We start from the raw sequence: 23414 nt of genomic DNA on the forward strand, positions 1-23414 counted from the left end.
CCGGGAAGGTCAATCGAGCACGGACCGAACCGCCTCCGGCGTCCGCCCGATCACCGCGGTGTCATCGTCGGCCGTGATGATCGGGCGCTGGATCAGAATCGGATGCTCGACCAACGCCGCTATCCACCGCTCGCGCTCACCCGCCTCCCGGGCCCACGTCTTCAGCCCCAGCTCGACCGCGACCGCCTCACCGGCACGCACGATGTCCCACGGCTCCAGCCCCAGCCGTCCCAACACCGCAGCAAGTTCGACGGCGGTAGGCGGATCCTCCAGGTAGCGCCGCACGGTGTACTCGGCCCCCTCCGCATCCAACAACGACAACGCCGACCGACACTTCGAACACGCGGGATTGATCCAGATCTCCATGAGCCCATTGTCCCGGGCCCAAAATCGCCCCCTCGATCGACGCCACCCAGCCGGGCCGGCAGTTGAGCCCACCTGGCCAAAGGCCGGCTCCCGTAGCCCGGCCGGCGCTTGAGGCCACCCAGCCCGGCCCGCGCTTGAGGCCGGGTTACGGGGCGAGTGGGTCTGCTGCGCCCCTTGCGTGTTCTGCCGCGAATGCCGCGTCGCCCAGCACCCTGCGTGCCGCCGCCTCGATCCGGTCCACGTCACCCCGTTCCGCCGAAGGCAACGGCGCCCCGACCGCCGTCCGCAGGACCTCCGCACGGCCCAACAGTCGCGCCGCCCGCACACCCCCGTCCGCCGCGATCGACTCGGCCCCGGCCAACCCCTCGAGCGCAAGCGCGACCGCACGCGGGTCCGCGGTGGCCCGCGCCGCCGTCAGGCCCTCCTCGTGCAGCGCCCGCGCCGCAACCGCGTCACCGCGCAGTTCGGCCACGAAGCCGAGTTCGGCCAGCAACAACGTCACCCCGTAGAACGGCACGCCGTAGTCCTCGTGCAGCCGCCGATTCCACTCCAGCGCGTTGCGCAGATGCCCTTCCGCCCGGTCCAGGTCGCCCTGCCGCCGGGCCCCCAGACCCAAACCGACCTCGGCGAACTCCTCGGCGAACCGGTCCGACTGCTCGACCGCGAGCCGCCGCCCCCGCTCGTGGAACTCCCGGGCCTGCTCGAAGTCGCCGCGCAGCAGCGCGATCCGCCCGAGCCCGGACAGCCGATACGACACGTCGGTCCACAGACCCAGCTCCTCGGCCCCGCGCAGCCCTTCGCGATGCAGCGCCGCGGCCCGGTCGTACTCCCCCGACACCTCGGCCACATACGCGAGCATGTCCGACGCCTGCACCCGCCCCCACCGCTCGCCCAACACGCCGAACCGCGCCGCGCTGTCCGCCGCCGCCTCGGCCGCCGTGCCCAGGTCGCCGCGGAACATCGCGTGCTTGGCCCGGCTGCTCAACGCCGCCGCGATCCCCCACGCGTCGTCCGCCTCCCTGAAGCCCGCCAGCGCCCGGTCGATCAGCTCGCCGCCGGTGCCCGCGTCCCCCACGTGCAGGTGCGCCAGGCCCAGGAACCACTGCGCGCGGGCCCGGCCGGCCGTGATCTCGTCGTACGCCTTCAACGCGTCCCTGCTGTGCCGCACCAGATCGCTGCCGTCGCCGATCAGCATCGCGAACCCGGCCCGCCACGCGCCCGCCCCCGCACGCGCCGATCCGCCACCCCCGCCCTCGACGGCCAGCGCGGCGGTCAGCGCCCGGTACGCCTCGCGATAGCGCCCGCGCAGGAACCGGTACCAGGCCGCGCCGCCGGCCAACCGCACCGCGAGTTCGGCGTCCCCGCGCCGCACCGCGCCGTCGAGCGCGCCGCGCAGGTTCGCGCTCTCCGCGTCCAGGCGCGCGAGCCACACGCGCTGGTCCGCCCCGTACAGGTGCGGCCCCGCCAGCTCGACGAAGTCGGCCAGATACGTGTCGTGCCGAGCCTGGACGCGCTCGAACTCGCCCGCCGCGTGCAGGTGTTCCACGCAATACGCGGCCACCGACTCGAGGAGTCGATACCGCGGCCCCTCCGGCCCCTCCACCGCGACCACCAACGACCGGTCCACCAGCCGACCCACCAGGTCGAGCACGTCCGCGCCGGGCAGGTCCGCGTCCGCGCAGACCGCCTCGGCCGCCGCCGGGGCACACCCGTCGACGTGGATCGCCAACCGGCGCAGCACGATCCGCTCGGACGCGCCGAGCAGTTCCCAACTCCAGTCGATCATCGCGCGCAACGTCTGCTGCCGGGCCGGTACCCCGCGCCGGCCGACGCCGAGCACCCGGAAGCGGTCGTCCAGTCGGGCCGCCAACCCGTGGACGCCGAGCCCACGCACCCGGGTCGCGGCCAGCTCCAGGGCCAGCGGGATCCCGTCGAGTCGCCGGCAGATCGCCGCGACCGCGTCCGCGTTGTGCGCGTCGAGCCCGAACCCGGGCGCCGCCGCCGCGGCCCGCGCGACGAACAGCCGCACCGCGGTGGACTCCGCGAGCGCCGCCGGATCGGCGGCCGGATCGGGCACCCCCAGTGGCCGCACCACGTGCAGCGCCTCGCCGCCCACCGCCAGCGGCTCCTGACTGGTGGCCAGGATCCGCAGCCCGGGCGCGGCCCGAAGGAGCAGATCGGCGAGCACCGCGACCGGTTCGATCACGTGCTCGCAGTTGTCCAGGACCAGCAGCAGCCGGCGCGCGCGCAACGCGTCGGCGAGCCGGGCCCGCGACTCGGGCGCCCGATACGCGGCCCCCGTCGCGACCTCGTCGCGGATCCCCAGCGCCGCCGCGATCGCGTCGGCCAACTCCGCCTCGCCGGGATCGCGCTGCCCGGCCAGCTCGACCAGCCACACCCCGTCCGGGAACTCGGCCGGCTCCTCCTGTGCCGCCCGCGCGGCGCACTCCAGCGCGAGCCGGGTCTTGCCGACCCCGCCGGGCCCGGTCAAGGTGACCAGGCGGGCCGTCCGCACCAGCGCGCCCACCTCGGCGACGGCGTCCTCGCGCCCGACCAGGTCGGTCAGCGCGGCGGGCAGGTTGGTGCGCGGGCGCGCCGCGGAGGTGGCCGGCGCGGCGACCGCGGCCAGACCCGGGTCCTGCTCCAGGATCGCCTGGTGCAGCGCGGCCAGTTCGGGGCCCGGGTCCAGGCCCAGCTCGTCCGCCAGCCGTTCGCGCAGCTCGCCGTATCCGGCCAGGGCCTCCTGCTGGCGCCCCGAGCGGTACAGCGCGCGCAGGTGCGCCGCCCGCAGCCGCTCGCGCAGCGGGTGCAGCCCGACCTGCTCGCCCAACTCGTCGGCGAGGAGCGTGTGTTCGCCCAGCTCCAGGCGCGCCTCGGCGTGGTCCTCCAAGGCGGTCAGCCGCTGCTCGTCCAGCCGGGTGATCGCGGCGCGGGTGAACTCCTCGTCCCGGAAGTCCGCGAACGCCGGCCCGCGCCACAGCGCGAGCGCGTCCGCGAGCAGCCCCGCCCGGGCGCGCGGATCGGTGTCGGCCCGGGCCCGCGCGGTCAGCGCGACGAAGCGGTCCGCGTCCACCGCGTCGGCCGCGATCCGCAGCTCGTAGCCGGGTGGGCGGTAGGCGACCAGCTCGCGCCCGCCGGGCTCGCCCGCCTCCAGCGCGCGGCGCAGCTGGGAGACCTTGGTCTGCAACGTGTTCGCCGGATTGCCCGGCGGGTCCGCGCCCCACAGGTCCTCGACCAGCAGGTCGGCCGAGACCGGACCGTCCCGATGCACCAGCAGGTCCGCCAACAGCGCGCGCACCTTCGACTCGGGGACCCGAACCGGCTTTCCGTCGGTGCTCCACACGGCCAGCGGACCCAACACCCCGAAGCGCATGGCGCCACGTTAGCGCAGGTCAGCCGCGTCCTGACGGTCGCCCGTCGGCGACCGTGCGCGGACCCCCAGCAGACCGTGCGCGGCCGGCGGCACAGTGCTGTCAACGAGTTCGGGACGGCCCGAACCAGACACACCAGACCGGGAGTCCACACCATGTCCGTCACCACCACCCCCGCCGCCGGCACCTCCGCCACCGTCACCACCGGCCGCGAGATCCGGCTCGCCTCGCGCCCCGTCGGCGCTCCCACCGCCGAGGACTTCGAGCTCGTCACCGCCGCGGTCCCGGCACTGGGCGAGGGCCAGGTCCTGGTCCGCAACACCTGGATGTCGGTCGACCCCTACATGCGGGGTCGCATGGACGACGCCGAGTCGTACATCCCGCCGTTCGAGCTCGGCGCGGTCCTGGACGGCAGCGCGGTCGGCGAGGTGATCGCCTCCCGCGCCGACGGCGTCCCGGTCGGCGCGACCGTGTCGCACTTCGCCGGCTGGCGCGAGTACGCGGTGATCGACGCCGCGACCGCGATCGTGCTCGACACCTCCGCCGTCCCCGCCCAGTCCTACCTGGGCGTGCTCGGCACCACCGGCCTGACCGCGTACGCCGCGCTGACCGAGGTGGCCCCGGTGCGCGAGGGCGACACGGTGTTCATCTCCGGCGCCGCCGGCGCGGTGGGCAGCGTGGCCGGCCAGATCGCCCGCAAGCTGGGCGCGACCACGGTGATCGGCTCGGCCGGCGGACCGGCCAAGGCCGAGCGCCTGGTCACCGATTTCGGCTACGACATCGCCCTGGACTATCGCGCCGGCGCGATCGGCGACCAGCTCGCCAAGGCCGCGCCCGAGGGCATCGACGTCTACGTGGACCACGTCGGCGGCGACCACCTGGAGGCGGCGATCGCGCACGCCAAGGTCGGCGCCCGGTTCGCGCTGGTCGGCGCGATCAGCGGCTACAACGCGACCGAGCCGGTGCCCGGCCCGAGCAACCTGTTCCAGGCGTACACCAAGCGGCTGAACCTGCGCGGCATGCTGATCAACGACCACTTCGCGCAGTTCCCGGAGTTCATCGGGCGGGCGATCGGCTGGCTCTCGGACGGCTCGCTGCGCACCGAGGAGACCGTGTTCGAGGGCATCGAGCAGGCTCCCGCCGCCTTCCTGGGCGTGTTGGCCGGCGCCAACACCGGCAAGATGCTCGTCCGCCTCGGCGCCTGATCCCACTCCCCCACCCACCCATCCCTGAGGAAGGCAACGACCATGACCACCCGCGCCCCGCACGCCCTCGTCGTGCTCGCCCACCCCCGCGGCGACTCGCTGACCGCGCGGATCGCCGACCGCACCCGCGAACGCCTGGTGGCCGAGGGCCACACCGTCGACCTGCTCGACCTGGGCGTCGAAGGCTTCGACCCGCGCATGACCACCGAGGACGAACCGGACTGGTCCGACCGGGACAAGGTCTACAGCCCGCAGGTGCGCGCGCACATGGCGCGGATCGAGGCCGCCGACACGATCGTGGTGGTCTTCCCGGTGTGGTGGTTCGGGCTGCCCGCGCTGCTCAAGGGCTGGGTGGACCGGGTCTGGAACTACGGCTTCGCGTACGGCCGCAGCCGTCCGCGGCTGGCCGGCAAGCGGATGTTGTGGGTGGGGCTGGCCGGCTACTCGCGGGCGCACTTCGCGGCCGGCGGCTGGGCCGACCTGATCGAGCAGCAGCTGACCGTGGGCATCTCGCGGTTCAGCGGCATCGAGGACGCCCGGCTGCACCTGGTGTACGACACGGTCGCCACCGGCGCGCACGACACGGAGCTGCTCGCCTCCGCCGACGCGGCGGTGGGCGAGTTCGCCCGGCCGCCGGCGACGGTCTAGGGCCGGCGGGTCCGACGACGACGGGAGTTCTTCGTTCCCCTTACAACCACGACCACAACGACGTGTGGTGCTCGGCGGCCCCGCTGCCGAGCACCACACGTCGTCGTGCGTCGGGTCAGTCCCGCAACCCCATCGTGTCGGCCGGGTTGCCGCGCAGTGCGAGCCGCGCCGGCAGCACGGTCGACACCAGCGCGAGCGCCGCCGCGGTGAGCACGACCGCCGCGTACGTCAGCGGCGGGGCGTACGGCGCCGCGCTGCCGGTCATGCCCACGCTGTACGCGGTCAGCGTCGCGAACGCCACCGCCGTGCCCAGGCCGGTCGCGAGCAGCACCACGGCCCCGGTCTCCCAGCGCAGCATCCGCATCACCTGCCGGCGGGTGGTGCCCACCAGTTGCAGCAGCGCGAACTCGCGGCGCCGCGCGGAGGTCGCCATCACCAGCGTGTTGACCACCGCGATCCCGGTGAACGCGATGATCAGGCCCATTCCGACGTAGTTGACCTGCGCCTGGGTGCCGGCCCGCTCCTTGCGGGCCTGCTCGACCTCGCCGCGGTCGAGCACCCGCACCCCGGGGAAGCCGCCCAGCGCCTTCCGCAGCGCCGCACGGTCGAGGGCGGGGGTGCCGGAGATCAGCACCGCGTCGGCCGAGGGCCGGTCCACGTGCGCCGCCGCCACCGCGTGCGGCAGCGTCAGGTCGCCGAAGCCCAGGCCGCGTTCGTACACCGCGACCACCCGCAGCGGGACCACCACGCCGTCGCCCATGGTGACCTTGAGCTCGTCACCGACCCCGACCCCCTTGGTCTTGGCGGCCAGGTCGCTGACCGCGACCGTGCCGTCGGTCATCCCGGCCAACGAGCCGGCCGAGGTGCGCAGGTCGAGCGAACGGTCGAGCCCCTGCGGGGTGACACCCTGCGCGGCGAACTTGTCCTTCCCTGCGCGCACCATCGTGTGCACCACCTCGGTGACCACCTCGACGCCGGGCACCGCGCGCGCCGCCTGCGCCGCCGCGCCCGGAACGCCGGGGTCGCCGGCCGCGAGCGTGTAGGAGGCCAGGGTGCCGTCCGCCGCCTGGTTCTGCGCGGCGTGGCTGGTGGTCGACTGGGTGAACAGGATCGTCGACGCCATCGCGACGGCCAGGCTCAGCGGGGTGACCACGGCGGCCACCCGCTCCGCGGCGGCCCGGGCGTTGCGCGCGGCCAGGAATCCGCTGACCGGCGACAGCCGCCCGACGACCGCGCCCAGGACCGCGGTTCCGGCCCGGGCCAGGACCGGCCCGAGGAGTGCGATCGCGACCGCGGCGAGCACCACGGTCACGAACGTGACCGGCGTCGACTTGGGTTCGGTGTCGAGGGTGCGCAGCACCAGCAGCAGCACGACGTAGCCCGCGAGCGCGATCACGCCGGCGATGGTCCGGCCCAGGCCCAGGCGGGATCGCTCGATCACCGATTCGGCCATCGCCTCGCTCGGCCGCACCCGCGCGGCCCGGCGCACCGACACCCGCGCCGCCGCCCAGGCCGCGAGCAGGGTCAGCAGCGCCGCGCCGATCATCGGGATGGGGGTCAGCTTCAGGGCCAGGGTGTCGGGCAGCGCGCCGAACGAGACGAACCGCCCGTGCAGCCACCGGGCCAGGCCCAGGCCCGCGAACGCCCCGAGCGCGCCCGCGAGCAGACCCACCACCAGCGCCTCGCGCCCCACCATCCGGCGCACCTGCCGAGGGGTGGCGCCGATCGCGCGCAGCAGGGCGATCTCGCGCCGGCGCTGCTGGATCGACAGCGCGAAGGTGCCGACCACGACCAGGATCGCGATCAGCAGGGACGTTCCGCCGAGCGCGCCGCCCAGGCTGATCAGGCCGACCCGGGCCTTGGCCGCGGCCGGGAACTCGGCCGGGCCGCGATCGGTGCCGGTGCGCACCTGCGCGCCGGTGCCCGCCAGCGCCGCGCGGGCCGCCGTGCGCACGGCGGCGGTGTCGGCGCCGGGCGCGGTCCGCAGACCCACCGCGGCGACCTGCCCGGGGTGGCCGGCCAGTCGGCGGGCCTCGCCGCCGGCGAAGAACACCGTGGCCTGCCGGGCCAGTCCGTCCCGACCGTGCGGCGCCGCGACGCCGACCACGCGGTAGCTGCCGGGGGCCTGGGTGGACTGCACGGTGACCGTGCCGCCGACCTCGACCCGGGCGCGGCGGGCGAGATCGGCGTCGAGCACGATCTCGTCCGGCGCCGTCGGGGCCCGGCCCGCGCGCAGCGTGAACGGGGTGAGCTCGGCCGACTCCCACGCGTGTCCCCACGCGTTGCCGCCGCTCTCCAGCGCGTGGCCGCCGGCGGTGAGCACGTGTGCGGGGAAGGTGAGTTCGGGCACCGCGGCGGCCACGCCCGGGATCGCGCGCAACCGCTCGACGGCGGCCTGGTCCAGCCAGGCCCGCTCGGTCAGCGGCTTGGACTTGACCTTGGTCTTGCCCTTCTTGTGCTTGGTCCAGTGCAGGTTCTGGTCGGCGGTGACGACCGTGTCGGTGCCCGCGTAGCGTTCGATCCGGATCTCGCCGCGCAGGCCGGTCTCCAACAGCGCGCCGCACGCGGTCACCAGCGCGGCCGCGCACACCAGCGCGACGAACGCGCCCACGAAGCCGCCCTTGCGGGCGCGGAGGGTGCGAAGAGCGAGGAAGAACATCAGGCCCACGCCCCCAGGTGGGTCATCCGGTCCGCGATCCGATCGGCGCCGGCCCCGGTCAGCGTGTCGGTGATCCGGCCGTCGGCGAGGAAGAGCACCTCGTCCGCGTAGGACGCGGCGACCGGGTCGTGGGTGACCATGACCACCGTCTGGCCCATCGAGTCCACGGTGTCGCGCAGCAGCGCGAGCACCTCCTTGGCGGTGACGGTGTCCAGCGCGCCGGTGGGCTCGTCGGCGAACACCACCTCGGGTCGGGTCACCAGCGCGCGGGCGATCGCCACCCGCTGCTGCTGCCCGCCGGAGAGCTCGGCCGGCCGGTGCCCGGTGCGGCCGGTCAGGCCCACCCGCCGGACGATCTCCTCGACCCACGCCCCGTCCGGGCGCCTTCGGGCCAGCCGCAGCGGCAGCGTGATGTTCTCCAGGACGGTCAGCGAGGGCATCAGGTTGAACGCCTGGAACACGAAGCCGACCCGCTCGCGCCGCAGTTCGGTCAGCTGGGTCTCGTTCAGGCCGGTCAGCATCGTCTCGCCCAGGCGCACGGTCCCGGCGGTCGGGCTGTCCAGGCCGGCCGCGCATTGCAGGAACGTGCTCTTGCCGGAACCCGAGGGGCCCATCACGGCCGTGAAGCTGCCGCGCGGGATCGCGACGGTGATCTCGCGCAGGGCCGTGACGGCGGTGGATCCCTTGCCGTGGATCCGTTCGACTCCGGCCAGCGATACGGCGTCGGGTATGCGGTCGTGCGTGGTCATGGTGCGATGCCTTGTCTGGTGGGGAGGTTGGTTCGGGTGTTTCCGGCGGTCACGGGGTCGCGTCGTCGGGGGCGGTGTCCGCGCCCTCGGCGTGCGGGGTCGGGAAGGCGATGAAGCGGGTCTGTACCTCGCGGGCCCCGGCCGGCAGCGCTCCGTCGCGCTTGTACCGGTTGACCAGCGCGATGTACTCCTCGAAGAAGCGGGCCAGTTCCGTCGGCGTGACGTGGATGCTCCCGCGCGAGTAGGGCATGTCCATCCCCGTGTCGTCCTCGGTGCCGCTCTGCGCCTGCGAGCGCGTGTACGCCTCCAGGTCGGCCGCGAAGGCCAGCCGGTTCATCTCGTCGACGACCGGCCGGACCTCCTCGCTCTGTTGGCTGCGGGGCGGGAATCGCAGGTCCTGCCGCACGACCCGCCACCAGCGCTCGCGGCCGTGCGCGTCGGGGACCGTCGAGTCCTCGACGAACCCGTGCCGGGCCAGCTCGCGCAGGTGGTAGCTGGTCGCGCCGGTGTTCAGGCCGAGCGCGCGGGCCAGCGACGCGGACGTCGCGGGCCCGCCCGCCGCCAGTTGCCGCAGGATCCGCTGTCGGCGCGGGTGCGCGAGAGCTTTCAGCGCCTCGAAGGTGCTGACATCACGGCGTTCGGACGGCGTCATGTATGCACAATAATCTGTGCACAAAAATCTGTGCAATGGGTCTGGACCCACCCCGGTGGGCCGGTTGGCCCCCCTCGACGGCTACTCGACCATCGCGAGCAACTTGGTCACCGTGTTCCAGTTGCGCACGGTCGCCGCGCCGCCCAGCCGGCGCATCAGGATCGGAGTCACCCGCGCCTTGCCGAGCCCGTCGGGGCAGTACATGTACAACTCCCGCTCCCCCGTGCGCAGTTCGTCCGGCGCGTAGCTCTTGGGGTCGAGCCCGGCCGACACGTCGGGATCGGGCGCCTCGGCCAGAAACGCCACCGCGAGCTTCGCCGGATCGCGCACCTCCAGCGGATTGGCCGCGGCCACCGCCCGCAACTCGTCGGCGCTGCGCACCATGACGTCCACCGCGAACCCGAACTCGGCCAGCAGCTGCGGCTCGATCGCCGCCACCAGGTCGGCGGTCGGTTGCTCGGCCGCCTCGAACACGGCGTTGCCGCTCTGCAGCAGCGTGCGGACCTCCGTGTACCCGAGTTCCGTCAGCGTGCGCCGCAGATCCGCCATCGGGACCTTGCGATGCCCGCCCACGTTGATACCGCGCAACAGCGCCACGTACTTCGTCACGACACGCCTCCAGCGAATCCGGTCCGGAACCACCCGGGCGTACCGCCCGTGCGCACCATGATCGTTCCCGTCGGCCGCGATCCCGGCATGTCACGCACCTTCGAAGAGGTCCAGGTAGTCCGGGTCCCACAGGTCCTCGGCGCCCTCCGGCAACAGCAGGACACGGTCCGGGCGCAGCGCCCGGATCGCGCCCTCGTCGTGGGTGACCATCACGATCGCGCCCGGATAGGTGCCCACCGCCGCGAGCACCTCGGCGCGCGAGGCCGGATCGAGGTTGTTGGTCGGCTCGTCCAGGAGCAGCACGTTGGCGCCCGAGTGGACCAGGCCCGCGAGCGCGAGCCGGGTCTTCTCGCCACCGGAGAGCACCCGGGCGGGCTTGTCGGCGTCGTCCCCGGTGAACAGGAACGCGCCCAGCACCCGCCGGGCCTCGCCGTCGCTCAGGTGCGGCGCGGCACAGGCCAGGTTCTCCCGGACCGTGCGCCGCGGGTCGAGCGTGTCGTGCTCCTGGGCGAAATAGCCCACCCGCAGCCCGTGGCCGGGCACCACCCGGCCCGCGTCGGGGCGTTCGCGCCCGGCCAGGATCCGCAGCAGCGTGGTCTTGCCCGCGCCGTTGCGGCCGAGCACCACGAGCCGGCTGCCGCGGTCGACGGCCAGGTCCACCCCGGTCAGCACGCGGTGCTCGCCGTACGTCTTGACCAGGCTGATCGCGCCGAGCGGCGTGCGTCCGCACGGGGCGGGCTCGGGGAGCCGGATCCGGGCGACCCGGTCGGCGCGGCGGACCGGTTCCAGGTCGGCGAGCATCCGGTCGGCTCGGCGGGCCATGTTCTTGGCCGCGACGGCGGTCGCGACGTGCGAGCGCATCCGGTCCGCCTGGGTGCGCAGCGCGGCGGCCTTGCGTTCGGCGTTGGCCCGTTCGCGGGTGCGCCGCCGCTCGTCCGCGTCGCGTTGGGCCAGGTAGGCGGACCAGCCGGTGTTGTGCACGTCGATGCCGGCGCGGTGCGGGTCGAGCCGGAAGACCCGGTTGACGATGTCGGCCAACAGCCCCGTGTCGTGGCTGATCACCACCAGGCCGCCCCGGTGCGCGGCCAGGAAGGTGCGCAGCCACCCGATCGAGTCGGCGTCCAGGTGGTTCGTGGGCTCGTCCAGCAGCAGCGTGCCGTGCTCGGCGAACAGGATCCGGGCCAACTCGACCCGGCGCCGCTGCCCGCCGGACAACGCGCCGACCGGCTGGTCCAGGACCCGGTCCGGCAGCCCGACGCCGGCGGCGACCCGGGCCGCCTCGGCCTCGGCGGCGTATCCGCCCAGGACCTGGAACTCGGCCTCCGCCCGGGAGTACGCGGCCATCGCGCGCTGTTGCCCGGCCGGATCCGCGGCGCCTGCCATCGCGGCCTCGGCGGCCCGCAGCGCGCCGACCGCGCCGTCGAGGCCGCGCGCGGACAGGATCCGGTCGGTGACGGTGCCGGCGGGGTCGGCGGCGCGCGAGTCCTGCGCCAGGTAGCCGAGCGAGCCGGTGCGCGCGATAGTCCCGGCGGCCGGCCGGTGCACGCCGGCGAGGGTGTTCAACAAGGTGGTCTTGCCCGCGCCGTTGCGGCCGACCAGGCCGATCCGGTCGCCGGGGGCGATGTGGAAGGAGACGTCGGACAGCAGGAGGCGGGCGCCGACGCGAACGTCGACACCGCGAACGGTGATCAAGGGAATACGCTCCGAAACAGCTCAAGGACACACGGGTGACGTGAAGGCGTGTGTCCGAGCTAGGAGATTCGAGGCGTAGACATGTGACCGACTATAACCGGACGCCCATCGCTACGACCGGGCATTTATTCGGCGCCGCCCATGCGTCGTGCGGATCCGGCGGAACCCGTTAACCGTTCGATCCGCGCCGCATTGCGGCCGGAAGCCGGCCGCATTCGTGCCTATCGTCGCCACCATGGAAGCCCGCACCGCGCGAAGGATCCCCATGGCCCCGCTGCTCGACATCCGCGCTCTCAACCGCGCCACCCTGGACCGGCAACTGCTGCTGCGCCGCTCGGACCTGACGGCCGCTCAGGCCGTGCACCACCTGGTCGGGCTCCAGGCGCAGACCCCGCACACGTGGTACACGGGCCTGTGGAGCCGGCTGGCGGACTACACGCCGCAGGACACGTCGGGGCTGCTGCGCGACGGCGGCCTGGCGCGGATGGCGTTGATGCGCTCGACCATCCACCTGGTGACGGCCGACGACTGCCTGTGGTTGCGGCCGCTGGTGGATCCGGTGATCGAGCGCAGCACCACGAGCGCGTTCAAGCGCGCGTGGGGCGACGTCGACCTCGCCGCGGTGGCCGCCATGGGACGGGAGCTGCCGGCCGAGGGGCCGTTGACGTTCAGCGCGTTGGGTCGGGGCCTGGCCGAGCGGTGGCCCGATCGCGATCCGGCCGCGCTGGCCCAGGCGGTGCGCGCGTACGTGCCGTTGGTGCAGGTGCCGCCGCGCGGGCTGTGGGGTACGAGCGGGCCGGTGGCGCACACGTCGGTGGAGAACTGGCTCGGCCGCCCGGTGGATCCCGCGGCCGAGGCGGCGGACCTGGTGCTGCGCTATCTGGCCGCGTTCGGCCCGGCCACGGTGCGCGACGTGCAGAAGTGGTGCGGGCTGACCCGGCTGGCCGAGGTCCTGGACGGGCTCCGGCCGCGGCTGATGGTCTTCCGGGACGCGACGGGCCGCGAACTGTTCGACCTGCCGGACGCCCCGCGCCCCGCCCCGGACACCCCGGCGCCGGCGCGCTTTCTGTACGACTTCGACAACCTGCTGCTCTCGCACGTCGACCGCGGCCGGGTGGTCGACGCGAACCGCGTGGACTACACCGCGCAGGACTTCTTCACCGGCAGCCCGGAGCAGCCGAGCTCGGTCCTGATCGACGGATTCGTCGCGGCGACCTGGCGGATCCGCTCCACGCGCGAGGGCGCGACGCTGCGGATCCGCCCCTTCCGCGCGCTGACCGGCGCCGAGGAGGAGGACCTCGTGGACGAGGGCACCCGCCTGTTGGCCTTCACCGCGCCGGGCGCCGCGACCCGCGAGATCACGATCGAGGCGCCGGTGCCGGGGTGAGCGTGGCGCGCCGGGGTGGGTCCCCCGCGTGCACCTCTGACGGCGCGGCTCGACTCAGGACGGCGACGGCCAGTGCTCCAGCGCCGAGTGCAGGGCCTCGACCACGCGATCCCACGACTCCCGCGGCAGGCGGGCGGCGCCGAACCCGCCGGCGGCCTCCAGGCTGACGAAGCCGTGGAAGGTGCTGCGCAGCAGCCGTACGGCGTCGGTCAGGTCCGGCTCGGCCAGCCCGTACGCGCGCAGCATCGCGTAGCAGTTCTCGGCGTTGCGCAGGAACGCCGGCGACGAGGCGGCGAGGGCCTGGTCCAGCCGGATCTGGGTGGCCGCGTAGCGACCGGGGCGTTCGTGCGCGAACTTGCGGTACGCGTCGGCGAACGCGACCAGGGCGTCCTTGCCGGCCCGGCCCGCGAGCGCGGCGCCGGTGCGGTCGGTGAGTTCGCTCCCGGCCAGCAGGGCGACCCGTTCCCGCAGGTCCTGGAGGTTCTTGACGTGCGAGTACAGGCTCGCGTCCTTGACGCCGAAGCCGCGAGCGAGCGCCGACAACGTGACGTTGTCGAATCCGATCTCGTCCGCGAGATCGGCGGCCGCCTCGACCACGCGTTCGGCCGTCAGTCCCATCCGGGCCACGCGCCGTCACCTCCCCGAAGCACTTCCTAGACCTTCTAGGTATTTGCCTAAATTACTTTGCCCAAGATACACAGGCGCTGTTAGTTTCCCGACCATGAACCCCCTCACCGAATCGGACATCCGTTCGTCGTTCGTCAACTGCTCCAAGGGCGAGGCCCAGCGCCTGCCCGTGCCCCGCGACCTGGCCGAAAGCCCTTGGGAGGATCTGGACTTCCTGGGCTGGCGCGACCCCGGCGCGCCGGATCGCACGTATCTGGTCACCGAGCACGACGGCGCCCTCATCGGCATCACGCTGCGCTTCCCCGCCCAGCGCCGGGGCTACCTGCACCGCAGCATGTGCTCGCTGTGCCTGACCACCCACCCGGGCAGCGGCGTCTCGCTGATGACCGCCCGCAAGACCGGCAAGGCCGGCCGCGAGGGCAACTCGGTCGGCGTGTACATGTGCACCGACCTCGCGTGCTCCCTGTACGTTCGCGGCCGCAAGTCCCCGGCCCCCGGCAGCCGCTTCGAGGAGACCCTGACCCTGGACGAGCAGATCGAACGCACTCGGACCAACCTGTCGGCGTTCCTGGCCAAGCTCGCGGAGTGACCCGCGGGGCCGTCGCCACAGCCTTGGCCGAAGACACGCCCTAGACCCAGGTGTAGTCGGCGTCGGTGACCGAGGGCAGGCCGGCGTGGGCGACCGGGCCGCGGGGGCCGGTGAGGGCGGCGAGGGCCGGGCCGATCGGGGGGAAGATCGGCAGCCCGGCGGCGGCGCGGTGGTCGACCCACTCGACGACGCCGATCTCGTGGCCGCCGCCGGGCAGTGCGTCGTGCTCCTCGGTGGCGAGGCCGGCCCGGACGGCCTCGCCGACGTGCAGTCGGTAGATCAGGTGCAGCTTGCGCGGCGGCGGGGTGGGCCCGGGGCGGGACACCATCTGGTCGACCACCCACACGAGTTCCGGGTCGCTCGCCTCGGCGGGGTCCAGGGCGAGTTCCTCGGACAGTTCGCGGCGCAGCGCGACCAGGAGGTCCTCGCCGGCTTCGACGTTGCCGCCGGGCGGCGTGTAATGCACGGAGTCGGGGCGGTCTCGGCGGATCAGGGCGACCTCGGCACCGCAGAACACCAACGCGCCGACGCGGATCTTGACCCGCGAGAACGGCACGGGGCCGGCGTCCGGGCGGGTCGGGGCGGTGCCGTCGGTGTGCGTCGTCATGGCGGCCAGTATCGCGGCCGGTCGGGCGGCACGGGACGGAACGGCGGCGCCGGCGCCGGCGCCGCCCGGTTGACCTCAAGGGCGGTTGAGGTTGCAGGATCGTGACGACCGCGGCGGATCCACACACCCTTGGGGATGGCTCATGATTCTGGTTACCGGAGCGACCGGGAACGCCGGTCGACAGGTCGTCGACCGACTCCTGGCGGCGGGTGTCGCCGTACGGGCCCTGGCGCGCGATCCCGCGGCGGCCTCGGCCGTACTGCCGGCGGAGGTCGAGGTCGTGCGCGGGGACCTGGCCGAGCCCGACGGCCTTCGGGCGGCGCTGACGGGGGTCGAATCGGTGTTCCTGGTCTGGCCGTTCATCACCGCGGCCGGTGCGCCCCCCGTGCTGGACGCGATCGCGGCGCACGCCCGCCGCGTCGTCTACCTCTCGTCGGCCGGCGTGGACGACGGCGCCGAGCGGCAGGCCGATCCGATCAACCGATTCCACGCCGACATGGAGCGGTCGATCGCGAAGTCCGGCCTGGAGTGGACCGTCCTGCGGGCGAGCACGCTCGCGAGCAACGCGCTGGGGTGGGCCGGCCAGATCCGCGCCACCGGCGTCGTGCGCGGGCCCCTGATGCCGGCGAAGCCGGTGGTCCACGAGCGCGATGTCGCGGCGGCGGCGGTGCGCGTGTCGACCGAGGACGGGCACGCGGGGGCCACGTACGTCCTGACCGGCCCGGAGGTGTTGAGCAGGGCCGATCAGGTCCACGCGATCGGGGCGGCGATCGGCCGGCCGCTGCGCTTCGAACAGGTCACCGCGCAGGCCGCCCGGGCGCAACTGCTCGCCGACGGCCGCCCGCCCGAGCTGGTGGACGCGTTGCTGGCCACCGCCGAGACGCAGCCCCCGCCGCCGCCGATCACCACCACGGTGCAGGACCTCACCGGCATCCCGCCCCGCACGTTCCGGCAGTGGGCCACCGACCACGCCCCCATCTTCCGCTGAGCGCGCGCCCGGCCCGGCGCCGGCGGGGTACGGGGCAGGGCGCGGCCCGCCACGGCGAAGCCGCCGAACCGGGCGTGGGACGGCCCGGCCTCCGAACACGGAGACCGAGCCGTTCGCCCACCACCCTGCGGCGGACATGGCCGATCGCAGCCGACGGCCGCTCGCAGCATGACGGACGGGTCCGACACGACGACGGCCACCCCCCTGCGACCGAGACGAAAGCTCCGCCTGCGTTCCTCCGATCCCACGGCCCTGCGGCCCCGTAGCCCCGCGACCGCGCGACCCCAGCAGCTAACGCCGCGTCGTCGCCTCGGCGTCGGCGCTCGGCCTCGCATCCGGGTCCGGCCCCGCTTCCGCACTCGGGTCCGGGTCCGGATCGGGGTCCGGACCCGGCGGTCCGTAGATCGTGGCGAGTTCGACCGCGAGGCGGGCCAATCGCGTGCGGGCCTCGGGTGGTTCCAGGAGTTCCACCTGTGCGCCCAGTCCGGCCAGTTGCGCGGCCAGTGCGCGCAGCGAGGGGCCGTCGACCTCGAACTCGATCCACCCGTCGGCCCGCGTGCCCAGGATCCGCAGGCGCGCGCCCAGGAGCCGGTGCAGGATCACCTCGGCCTCCGGGACGGCCCGCGCCCGCACCGTGGCCGCGAGCATCCGGTCCTCCAGCCGCGCGGCCAACGAGCGCCACACGGTCGGCAGGTCGAAGTCCTCCGGCCGCTCGACCGGTTCGCCCGTGGGCCGCACCGAGGTGACCCGGTCCACCCGGAAGGTCCGCAGCCCCCGCGGGGTGCCCGCGACCAGATAGCGCACGCCCGCCTTGGCCGCCAGGCCCAGCGGGTCGACCGTCCGCTCACCGGCCGGCCGGCCCGGCCCCGCGTACCCGAGCCGGATCCGCCGACCGTCCACCACCGCGCGCTGGAGCGGGTCCAGGTACGGCGTAGCGTCCGCGTCGGACGACCGCGACCACGTGGTCTCGTCGGTGACGCCGGCGTTGGCCGCGGCCTCCGCGCCGGAGCGCAACGTCGCCGGCAGCGCCCGCACCAGCTTGCGCAGCGCCGTCCGCAGCTCGGGTGTGGTCGAGGACGGCCCCGCGACCAGGAACAGCGCCCGGATCTCGCCCGCGGTGAGCCCGGTGAGGTCGGTCCGGGCACCGCCGACCAGCTCCCAGCCACCGCCGCGCCCGCGCTGCGCGTACACCGGGACACCGGCGCTCGCCAGCGCCTCCAGGTCGCGCCGGGCGGTGCGTTCGGACACCTCCAGCTCCGCGGCCACCTCCAACGCGGTCACCCGTCCGCGCGTCTGCAGGAACAACAGCGTCGCCACGAGGCGGTCGGCCTTCATACCGATCATTCTCTCCGGAAAACCGGCCAGGAGATGGCCACTTTGGGTTCCAGGATGGCGTCATGACCGACACCGCGAACACCACCGCCGCCGCCACCGCCGCCCTCCCCGACCCGCGACCGGCCTTCGCCGGCGCCCTGGCCCTGGCCGGGCGCACCCTCGCCGCCGTGCACCCCGACCGCCTCGACGACCCCACGCCCTGCGCCGACTACACGGTGCGCGACCTCTCCGATCACCTCGTCGCGATCCTGCGCCGGGTCGCCGCGATCGGCCGCGGCGAGGACCCGCTGGGCCTGCCGGACCGGGCGACCGACATCGCCACCGGCACGTGGGCGGCGGCGTGGGACGAGGCCGTACGCGAGGTCGAGGGCGCGTGGTCGGACCCGGCGGTCCTGGGTCGGCAGTACCGCCTGCCGTTCGGCACGCTGCCCGGCGCGCTCGCCCTCGTCGCCTACAGCACCGAGTTCACGCTGCACACCTGGGACCTGGCCACCGCGACCGGCCAGGACCCGGCATGGGACCCGCACGTTCTGGCGCCCTCCCTCGCCGCGATGCACCGCGCGCTCCCGGCCGAACCCCGCGGCCGGCCGGTGCCGTTCGCCGCCGTGGTCGACACCGCCCCGGACGCGCCCGACATCGACCGCCTGGTGGCGTGGTACGGCCGCCGACCGTAGCCGACTCGGCTCGTGGGGGTGGTCGAGACACCCGGCCCGAGACGCGGGCTCGGCGAGACGGGGGCCAGTGACGTGGGCGCGGCGGTGCTTCTTTTTGGGCGGCTTCGCCGCCGGCTCCCGAAGCACCACTTTTCCTCTCCCCCGCTACGCTCCTCCGAGAAAAAGTGGCCCTCCGCTCGCACGTCGCCGTCCCTCCGCAAGCTCCGGGCCGGCGAGGTTGGGAAAAGCAAAGGCAGCGCCCTCCGGCCGCTCTCCTCGCTGCGCTCGTCGATCACGAGCTCGACCCGGTCTGTGGGCGCTGACGCGCGGAACCACAGCCAAGCCAAGAGGTACGCGGACGGATCACGCTCGCCCGTCAACCCACCCGCACGCGCGCACCAAGGCCACCGGCGCGATCGCCTCTACAAGGCTCTGGGCTATCGGCCGATCCCCCCGTACGGCAACGACACCGGCCCCGTCGAACTCGAATGCTTCGAACTCGTCCTGTAACCCCCCGTAACCCCCCGAGCACATCACGGGAAAGGTCGATTCGGCCACCTTCCAAATCTCGACGAATCAACTCACCGTCCCCCATTTGCCGTAACCTGCCCTACTCCTTCCCCGCACGATCGGGCGGATTTCGCACTTTGCCCTCCCCTGCGGCCCGCAGCCGTTCTATGGTCGCCCCGTTCGGTGTCACCCGTACGGAAGGGGCCGGTCGTGACCCGAGGAGGCATCGGTGCGGCGCGTGTCGGCAAGGCGTTGGGGCTCGTTCCCCGGCAAGTCCGCCTCGCCGCCCGGACAGGACTGCTCGCACAACACCAGGACGGCACCTTCGACGCCGACGCGGTCGCCCGCGCCGCCGCCGACCCCGTACCGTTCCTCACCGCACTGCGCCGCGAGGAGCCCCTCACCACCACCGAGGCCGCGCACCGCCTGGGCATCAGCCGCGAGCGCTTCCGCCGCGTCGCCCTGGCCGCCGCCCTGCCGGTGGTCGACCGCGTGCACGTCTCCCGCTACGGCCGCGACCTCGAAGTGCGCTACTACCGCACCGCCGACGTCGACACCCTGCACCCGCACATCACCGCCGACCGCGAACTCCGCGCCGCCGCCCGCACCGTGGCCCGCTCGCTCGCCGCCACCAAGGCAGCCGCCACCCGCGCGCACAACCGCGAACGCGCCCACCACGCCCGCCTGTACCTGGCCGGCCTGGCCCCCGGCACCGACACCGATCCCGCCGACGCCATCGCCTTCACCTGCGCCCTCGCCCACCTGCACGGCACCGCCCCCGCCCGGCTGCGCCGCTTCATGGGCGACCCGCGCGTCCGCGACATCACCGAGATCGCCGTCCAGTGCCGGTACAAGCCGGCCGAGATCGCCGACCTCCTGACCGCCGCCACCCCCCGCGCCCTCGCCGCGCTCCGCGCCCTCGCCCGCCCGCACCGGGTCTGGGCCACCTTGGGCGTCCCCGCCGAGGACATCGCCCACCGCGTCCCCTCCATCGACCAGCACATCAGCGCCGACCTCCTGCAACAGCTGGCCACCGAGCCGCCACGCTGGCTCCTGGAACTGCACGCCGACCGCGAGCTCGAACACGCCACCGCCGCCGTCACCCGCTGGCTCGACCGCGAATGGCACGCCCAGCAACGCCGCGCCGAGGCCGTGTGCCGCGCCGCCGAGGCCGTCATCGACCACCTCGCCGACGAGGCCGTCGCCGAACTCTTCGGCCTCCCGCTGGAACTGGTCCTGGACCTGCGCCCGCGCAGCAACAAATGGACCACCGCCTACGTCGAGGAACTGCTGCACACCCGCCCCCTGTGGCTCCGCAGCGAAACCCTCGCCCGCGCCGAGATCGACCGCCGCGCCACCGCGCGCGCCCGCCGCGAGACCGCGCGCACGCAACGCCGCCTCAGCTGGCGCCGCACCTGGGCCAGGGCCCTGGCCCTCCCCCTGGACGCGGTCCCCGACACGGTGGAACGCCCCACCCCCGCCGCCCTGCACGCCGCCCGCACCCACCCCCCACGCTGGGCCCGCAGCTCCTGACCCGGACACCGGTCGCGGCGAGCACACCCGTCACGCCTGGTCCATCAGCTCCGCCGCGACGATCGCGCCCAGTTCGGTACAGGCCGCCAGGGCGTCGCGGGTGAGCGGGCCGGCGATGTCGACGGGCGGACGGACGCGCCGCCACTGCAACCCCGTTGCCGCCGACTCGACGGACCGCACCGCACCGGTGGTGTCGCTGCCCCCGTGCACGTACAGCCCGTACGGGCGCCGCACGGTCTCCTGCTGCACGACGTAGTACACCGTGTCGAAGAAATGTTTCAGAGCCCCGGACATGTAGCCCAGGTTCGCGGGCGTGCCGAGCAGGTAGCCGTCCGCCTCCAGGACCTCGACCGGCGAGCAGGTGAGCGCGGCGCGGACGCGGATCTCGACGCCCTCGATCTCGGGATCCCGGGCGCCGGCGAGGGTCGCCTCCAGCATCTCGGCGAGCGTGGGCGAGGGCGTGTGGTGCACCACGAGCAGGATGGCCATGGCCTCACGCTGCCAGAACCCGGGGTCGCACCCGCGCGTACCCCCGCCGACCATCACCTCAACGGGTGAGATTGTCGGGAAATCGACCCTCCCCGCGCCCCGCCGGGACGGGCCCGTCGCCGCGCATCGCCCGCCGCGACCCTCGGCCCCCTGGCCCCTCCGCCCACGCGGTCCGGCCGAGCCCCCGGCGATCCCGCCGAGTCCCCCATGCGAGTGGATCGGCGCGAAAAAGATAGCAATTCCACCCATTTGATGCTTTGACAGCAGCGCACCATTTGTGACGATAAGAGCACTTTAAGTAATAGATCGACACATCAACCGGCCGACAGACGGTCACCCGACCAACCGGCACCTCGGGGAGAACCACCCACATGCGACTGCTGCCCTACCCGCGCACCAAGCCCAGCAACACCCCCGCCCCCGCACCGAGCACCACGACCACCACCGCGACGACCACCACGGTCGCCCCCACGTTCCCCACCCTCACCGCGGTCGTCCGGCGGACCCTCACACCGGCCACCCGGGCCGCCACCCCACAAGCCCGCACCTTCCACACCGTCTACGCCCTCACCACCCTCCCCCTCGTCATCGCCCTCCACGCGGCCCTCTGGGCCCTGTCCACCCCCGGCCGCCTCGCGGCCGCCGTCCTCGTCCTGTACGGGCTCGCCCGCACCGGGATCCTCACCCCCCACACCACGTACTGAATGCGCCCCCGAAGGAGCACCCACCATGATCCTTTCCGTCTCCGGCGTCCTGCTGCTCGGCGTCATCGCCTACATCTTCTTCCGCAAGGACGGGCTCCGGATTCCACACGCCCTCACCTGCGCGCTCTTCGGCTTCTACCTGGCCGGAAGCTCCATCGCCCCGCAGATCACCGCGAGCAGCAACAGCATCGCCAACCTCCTGAGCGGCCTCACATTCTGACCGCGCCCCCAACCCGCGCGATCACGTAGGCCCCGGCTCGGCCCCCCGAACCGGGGCCTCCCGCCTACCCACCACCAGCGTCGGCCCACCCACCACGGAGACCGCATGTCCCCCGGCCCCAAATCCCTCGCCACCATCGCCCAACGTGCCAAGGACGGCATCGGCAACACCCGCTCACGCGCCCACCGCATCCACCACCACACCCGCGACACCTTCTCGCCGATCCTCACCCTCAGCCGCGGCCTCAACAGGCAGATCGCCTGGTCCCGCGGCTGGTGGAAGACCGCCTCGACCGACAAGCGCAAAGCCGCCGCCGCCGGGGCCGCCGCCTGCCTGCTCGCCCTCTACTACCTTCCCTACGCGCCCTTCGTCGCCCTGCTGCTCGTGATGGCCGGCGCCGCCTGGCTCGGCCACGCGGAGAAACCCCCCGCCCCCGACCCCGGACCCGACCACACCGAAGTCAAGCTCCAGTCCGTCTACAACGGCCTCGTCCCCTACCTCGCCGACGACCACGACCCCGCCCGGCTCTTCCGCCCCGGCGGCCCGTACAAGAACGCCTTCCAACACTGGGAATTCGACGGCGACAAGATCACCCGCCTCGAACTCACGTACAGCCCCTACTTCACCGACGACGACCCCGGCGCCCGCGCCCGGATCGAACGCGCCCTCCAGGCCAAGATCGGCCGCAGCCGCGAATACCTCTACGCGTGGGACACCGAGAACAACCAACTCACCCTCGCCGCACTGCCCCCGCTCCCGCCCGCCGTCCCCGCCCAGCAATACGTCACCGCACCCTGCGAGATCCTCCTCGGCATCACCGACGCCACCAGCACCAACCGGCTGACCCCCATCCGCATCGACGGCACCACACAGCAGCTCCCACCGGTCATCTGGCGCACCGGCAACCGCACCACCGACCCGCACCTGCTCGTCGTCGCCGCCCCCGGCGCGGGCAAATCCAACCTGCTGCGCACCATCGCCCTCCAGGCCGCCCGCGACGGCGACATCGTCGTCATCGACGGCAGCGGCTCCGGCGACTACGCCTGCCTCGCCGGCCGCAAGCACATCCTCCGCGTCGAAACCGGCTACAACGGCGCCCTCGAAACGCTCACCTGGCTCCGGCACGAGACCGAACGCCGCATCGCCGCAGTCACCCACGCCAAGCAGCACGGCACCCCCGTTCCCGACAACGCCCGCCGCCCCCTGTGGGTGATCCTCGACGAGATCACCGAACTCACCGACCTCGCCACCGGCCAGGGCAGCACCGACCCCCAGGAACTGCTCGACCTGCCACTGCGCCTGGGCCGCGCCACCCACATCGGCATCATCACCAGCGCCCGGCCCACCCACCTCGACCGGCTGCGCCCCGCCCTGATCGCCGACACCCACACCCGCGTCACCCTGGGCCCGCTCGACCCGGAGACCATCCACACCGTCCTGGGCACCGCCTCCGGCGTCTCCGGCGGCGACGCCATGCCCGTGGGCCGGGGCTACGTCCGGATCGGCAACAGCCCCGTCGCCCGCATCCAGATCCCGCACACCCCCGACCCGCTCGAAGAGGACACCCCCGAAGCCGACCGCAAACGCGTCCTCACCCTGCTCCCCCGCCTCGCCGGCAGCCCGGAGCACAACCCGGTCCCACTCGACAAGAAGCCCGCTGCGGAACCCTTCACGGGGCCGGCGACAGGACCCGCGACGGGACCCGCGATCAACCCCGTACCGGAGCCCGCGCTGGAGCCCCGACGGGAACCCGAGCCGAGCGCCTGAACACCCCGCACCACCCCTGACCCGACACCCCGACACCCAGACACCCCGAACAGG

The 23414-nt window shown here is 73.8% G+C and carries 21 protein-coding genes; 10 read left to right on the forward strand and 11 right to left on the reverse strand.

Features of this window, described 5'->3' with window-relative positions; translation table 11 throughout:
• Positions 1–9: 9 nt before the first annotated feature.
• Together OG928_RS04020 and OG928_RS04025 are read right to left on the reverse strand one after the other, a co-directional pair.
• On the reverse strand, positions 10–366 hold the full coding sequence (locus tag OG928_RS04020) for an arsenate reductase family protein (RefSeq protein ID WP_406279305.1): 357 nt from the start codon (positions 364–366) through the stop codon (positions 10–12).
• Between the two features lie 145 nt (positions 367–511).
• Complete coding sequence (locus tag OG928_RS04025; protein WP_406279308.1) at positions 512–3739, reverse strand: BTAD domain-containing putative transcriptional regulator; 3228 nt, start codon at positions 3737–3739, stop codon at positions 512–514.
• Positions 3740–3892: 153 nt separating this feature from the next.
• Here OG928_RS04025 and OG928_RS04030 point away from each other — a divergent pair, with 153 nt between their 5' ends.
• Together OG928_RS04030 and OG928_RS04035 are read left to right on the forward strand one after the other, a co-directional pair.
• A complete protein-coding gene (locus OG928_RS04030; RefSeq protein ID WP_406279311.1) occupies positions 3893–4942 on the forward strand; it encodes an NADP-dependent oxidoreductase in 1050 nt (349 codons plus the stop codon).
• Positions 4943–4984: 42 nt separating this feature from the next.
• A complete protein-coding gene (locus OG928_RS04035) occupies positions 4985–5590 on the forward strand; it encodes an NAD(P)H oxidoreductase (protein ID WP_406279314.1) in 606 nt (201 codons plus the stop codon).
• Between the two features lie 115 nt (positions 5591–5705).
• On the opposite strand, the gene OG928_RS04040 is transcribed toward OG928_RS04035, so the two are convergent.
• The 5 genes from OG928_RS04040 to OG928_RS04060 all read right to left on the reverse strand — a co-directional run bounded on the left by OG928_RS04040 (position 5706) and on the right by OG928_RS04060 (position 11951).
• Positions 5706–8249, reverse strand: coding sequence for an ABC transporter permease (locus OG928_RS04040; protein WP_406290761.1), 2544 nt, complete (start codon positions 8247–8249; stop codon positions 5706–5708).
• On the reverse strand, positions 8249–8998 hold the full coding sequence (locus OG928_RS04045) for an ABC transporter ATP-binding protein (RefSeq protein WP_406279317.1): 750 nt from the start codon (positions 8996–8998) through the stop codon (positions 8249–8251). Before OG928_RS04045 ends, OG928_RS04040 begins: the two co-directional genes overlap by 1 nt.
• Before the next feature lie 49 nt (positions 8999–9047).
• Complete coding sequence (locus tag OG928_RS04050) at positions 9048–9650, reverse strand: ArsR/SmtB family transcription factor (protein ID WP_406279320.1); 603 nt, start codon at positions 9648–9650, stop codon at positions 9048–9050.
• 81 nt (positions 9651–9731) lie between these two features.
• The gene (locus tag OG928_RS04055; RefSeq protein WP_406279323.1) at positions 9732–10259 is read right to left on the reverse strand and encodes a DUF1697 domain-containing protein; all 528 of its coding nucleotides are present in this window, start codon (positions 10257–10259) and stop codon (positions 9732–9734) included.
• 90 nt (positions 10260–10349) lie between these two features.
• A complete protein-coding gene (locus tag OG928_RS04060; RefSeq protein ID WP_406279326.1) occupies positions 10350–11951 on the reverse strand; it encodes an ABC-F family ATP-binding cassette domain-containing protein in 1602 nt (533 codons plus the stop codon).
• Positions 11952–12186: 235 nt separating this feature from the next.
• Between OG928_RS04060 and OG928_RS04065 the strand changes: the two genes are divergently transcribed.
• A complete protein-coding gene (locus tag OG928_RS04065; protein WP_406279329.1) occupies positions 12187–13338 on the forward strand; it encodes a winged helix DNA-binding domain-containing protein in 1152 nt (383 codons plus the stop codon).
• 54 nt (positions 13339–13392) lie between these two features.
• On the opposite strand, the gene OG928_RS04070 is transcribed toward OG928_RS04065, so the two are convergent.
• Positions 13393–13965 carry a TetR/AcrR family transcriptional regulator gene (locus tag OG928_RS04070; RefSeq protein WP_406279332.1) on the reverse strand — a complete coding sequence of 191 codons (573 nt, stop codon included), beginning with the start codon at positions 13963–13965 and terminating at the stop codon, positions 13393–13395.
• 94 nt (positions 13966–14059) lie between these two features.
• Here OG928_RS04070 and OG928_RS04075 point away from each other — a divergent pair, with 94 nt between their 5' ends.
• Positions 14060–14554 (forward strand): FBP domain-containing protein, encoded by a 495-nt coding sequence (locus OG928_RS04075; RefSeq protein ID WP_406279335.1) that lies wholly within the window; start codon positions 14060–14062, stop codon positions 14552–14554.
• A gap of 40 nt (positions 14555–14594) precedes the next feature.
• Here the strand turns inward: OG928_RS04075 and OG928_RS04080 are convergent, their stop codons facing one another.
• Entirely contained in the window at positions 14595–15161 is a 567-nt protein-coding gene (locus tag OG928_RS04080; RefSeq protein ID WP_406279338.1) for an NUDIX hydrolase, read from the reverse strand.
• A 142-nt stretch (positions 15162–15303) separates the two neighbouring features.
• Between OG928_RS04080 and OG928_RS04085 the strand changes: the two genes are divergently transcribed.
• A complete protein-coding gene (locus OG928_RS04085; protein ID WP_406279340.1) occupies positions 15304–16149 on the forward strand; it encodes an SDR family oxidoreductase in 846 nt (281 codons plus the stop codon).
• 291 nt (positions 16150–16440) lie between these two features.
• Here OG928_RS04085 and OG928_RS04090 read toward each other — a convergent pair whose 3' ends face one another.
• Positions 16441–17484, reverse strand: a complete 1044-nt coding sequence (locus tag OG928_RS04090; protein WP_406279343.1) for a helix-turn-helix transcriptional regulator — start codon at positions 17482–17484, stop codon at positions 16441–16443.
• Between the two features lie 62 nt (positions 17485–17546).
• On the opposite strand from OG928_RS04090, the gene OG928_RS04095 reads away from it, so the two are divergent.
• Together OG928_RS04095 and OG928_RS04100 are read left to right on the forward strand one after the other, a co-directional pair.
• Positions 17547–18158 (forward strand): TIGR03086 family metal-binding protein, encoded by a 612-nt coding sequence (locus OG928_RS04095; protein WP_406279346.1) that lies wholly within the window; start codon positions 17547–17549, stop codon positions 18156–18158.
• Positions 18159–18857: 699 nt separating this feature from the next.
• Positions 18858–20180 carry a hypothetical protein gene (locus tag OG928_RS04100; protein WP_406279349.1) on the forward strand — a complete coding sequence of 441 codons (1323 nt, stop codon included), beginning with the start codon at positions 18858–18860 and terminating at the stop codon, positions 20178–20180.
• 30 nt (positions 20181–20210) lie between these two features.
• On the opposite strand, the gene OG928_RS04105 is transcribed toward OG928_RS04100, so the two are convergent.
• Positions 20211–20669, reverse strand: a complete 459-nt coding sequence (locus OG928_RS04105) for a flavodoxin family protein (RefSeq protein ID WP_406279352.1) — start codon at positions 20667–20669, stop codon at positions 20211–20213.
• Positions 20670–21040: 371 nt separating this feature from the next.
• Between OG928_RS04105 and OG928_RS04110 the strand changes: the two genes are divergently transcribed.
• The 3 genes from OG928_RS04110 (at position 21041) to OG928_RS04120 (ending at position 23360) form a co-directional block, all read left to right on the forward strand.
• Entirely contained in the window at positions 21041–21373 is a 333-nt protein-coding gene (locus OG928_RS04110; RefSeq protein WP_406279355.1) for a hypothetical protein, read from the forward strand.
• Positions 21374–21398: 25 nt separating this feature from the next.
• On the forward strand, positions 21399–21593 hold the full coding sequence (locus OG928_RS04115; RefSeq protein ID WP_406279358.1) for a DUF2304 domain-containing protein: 195 nt from the start codon (positions 21399–21401) through the stop codon (positions 21591–21593).
• A gap of 105 nt (positions 21594–21698) precedes the next feature.
• A complete protein-coding gene (locus OG928_RS04120; RefSeq protein WP_406279361.1) occupies positions 21699–23360 on the forward strand; it encodes a hypothetical protein in 1662 nt (553 codons plus the stop codon).
• The last annotated feature ends 54 nt before the right edge of the window (positions 23361–23414 follow it).

This window comes from Embleya sp. NBC_00896 (genome assembly GCF_045207785.1).
Taxonomy (GTDB): Bacteria; Actinomycetota; Actinomycetes; order Streptomycetales; family Streptomycetaceae; genus Embleya.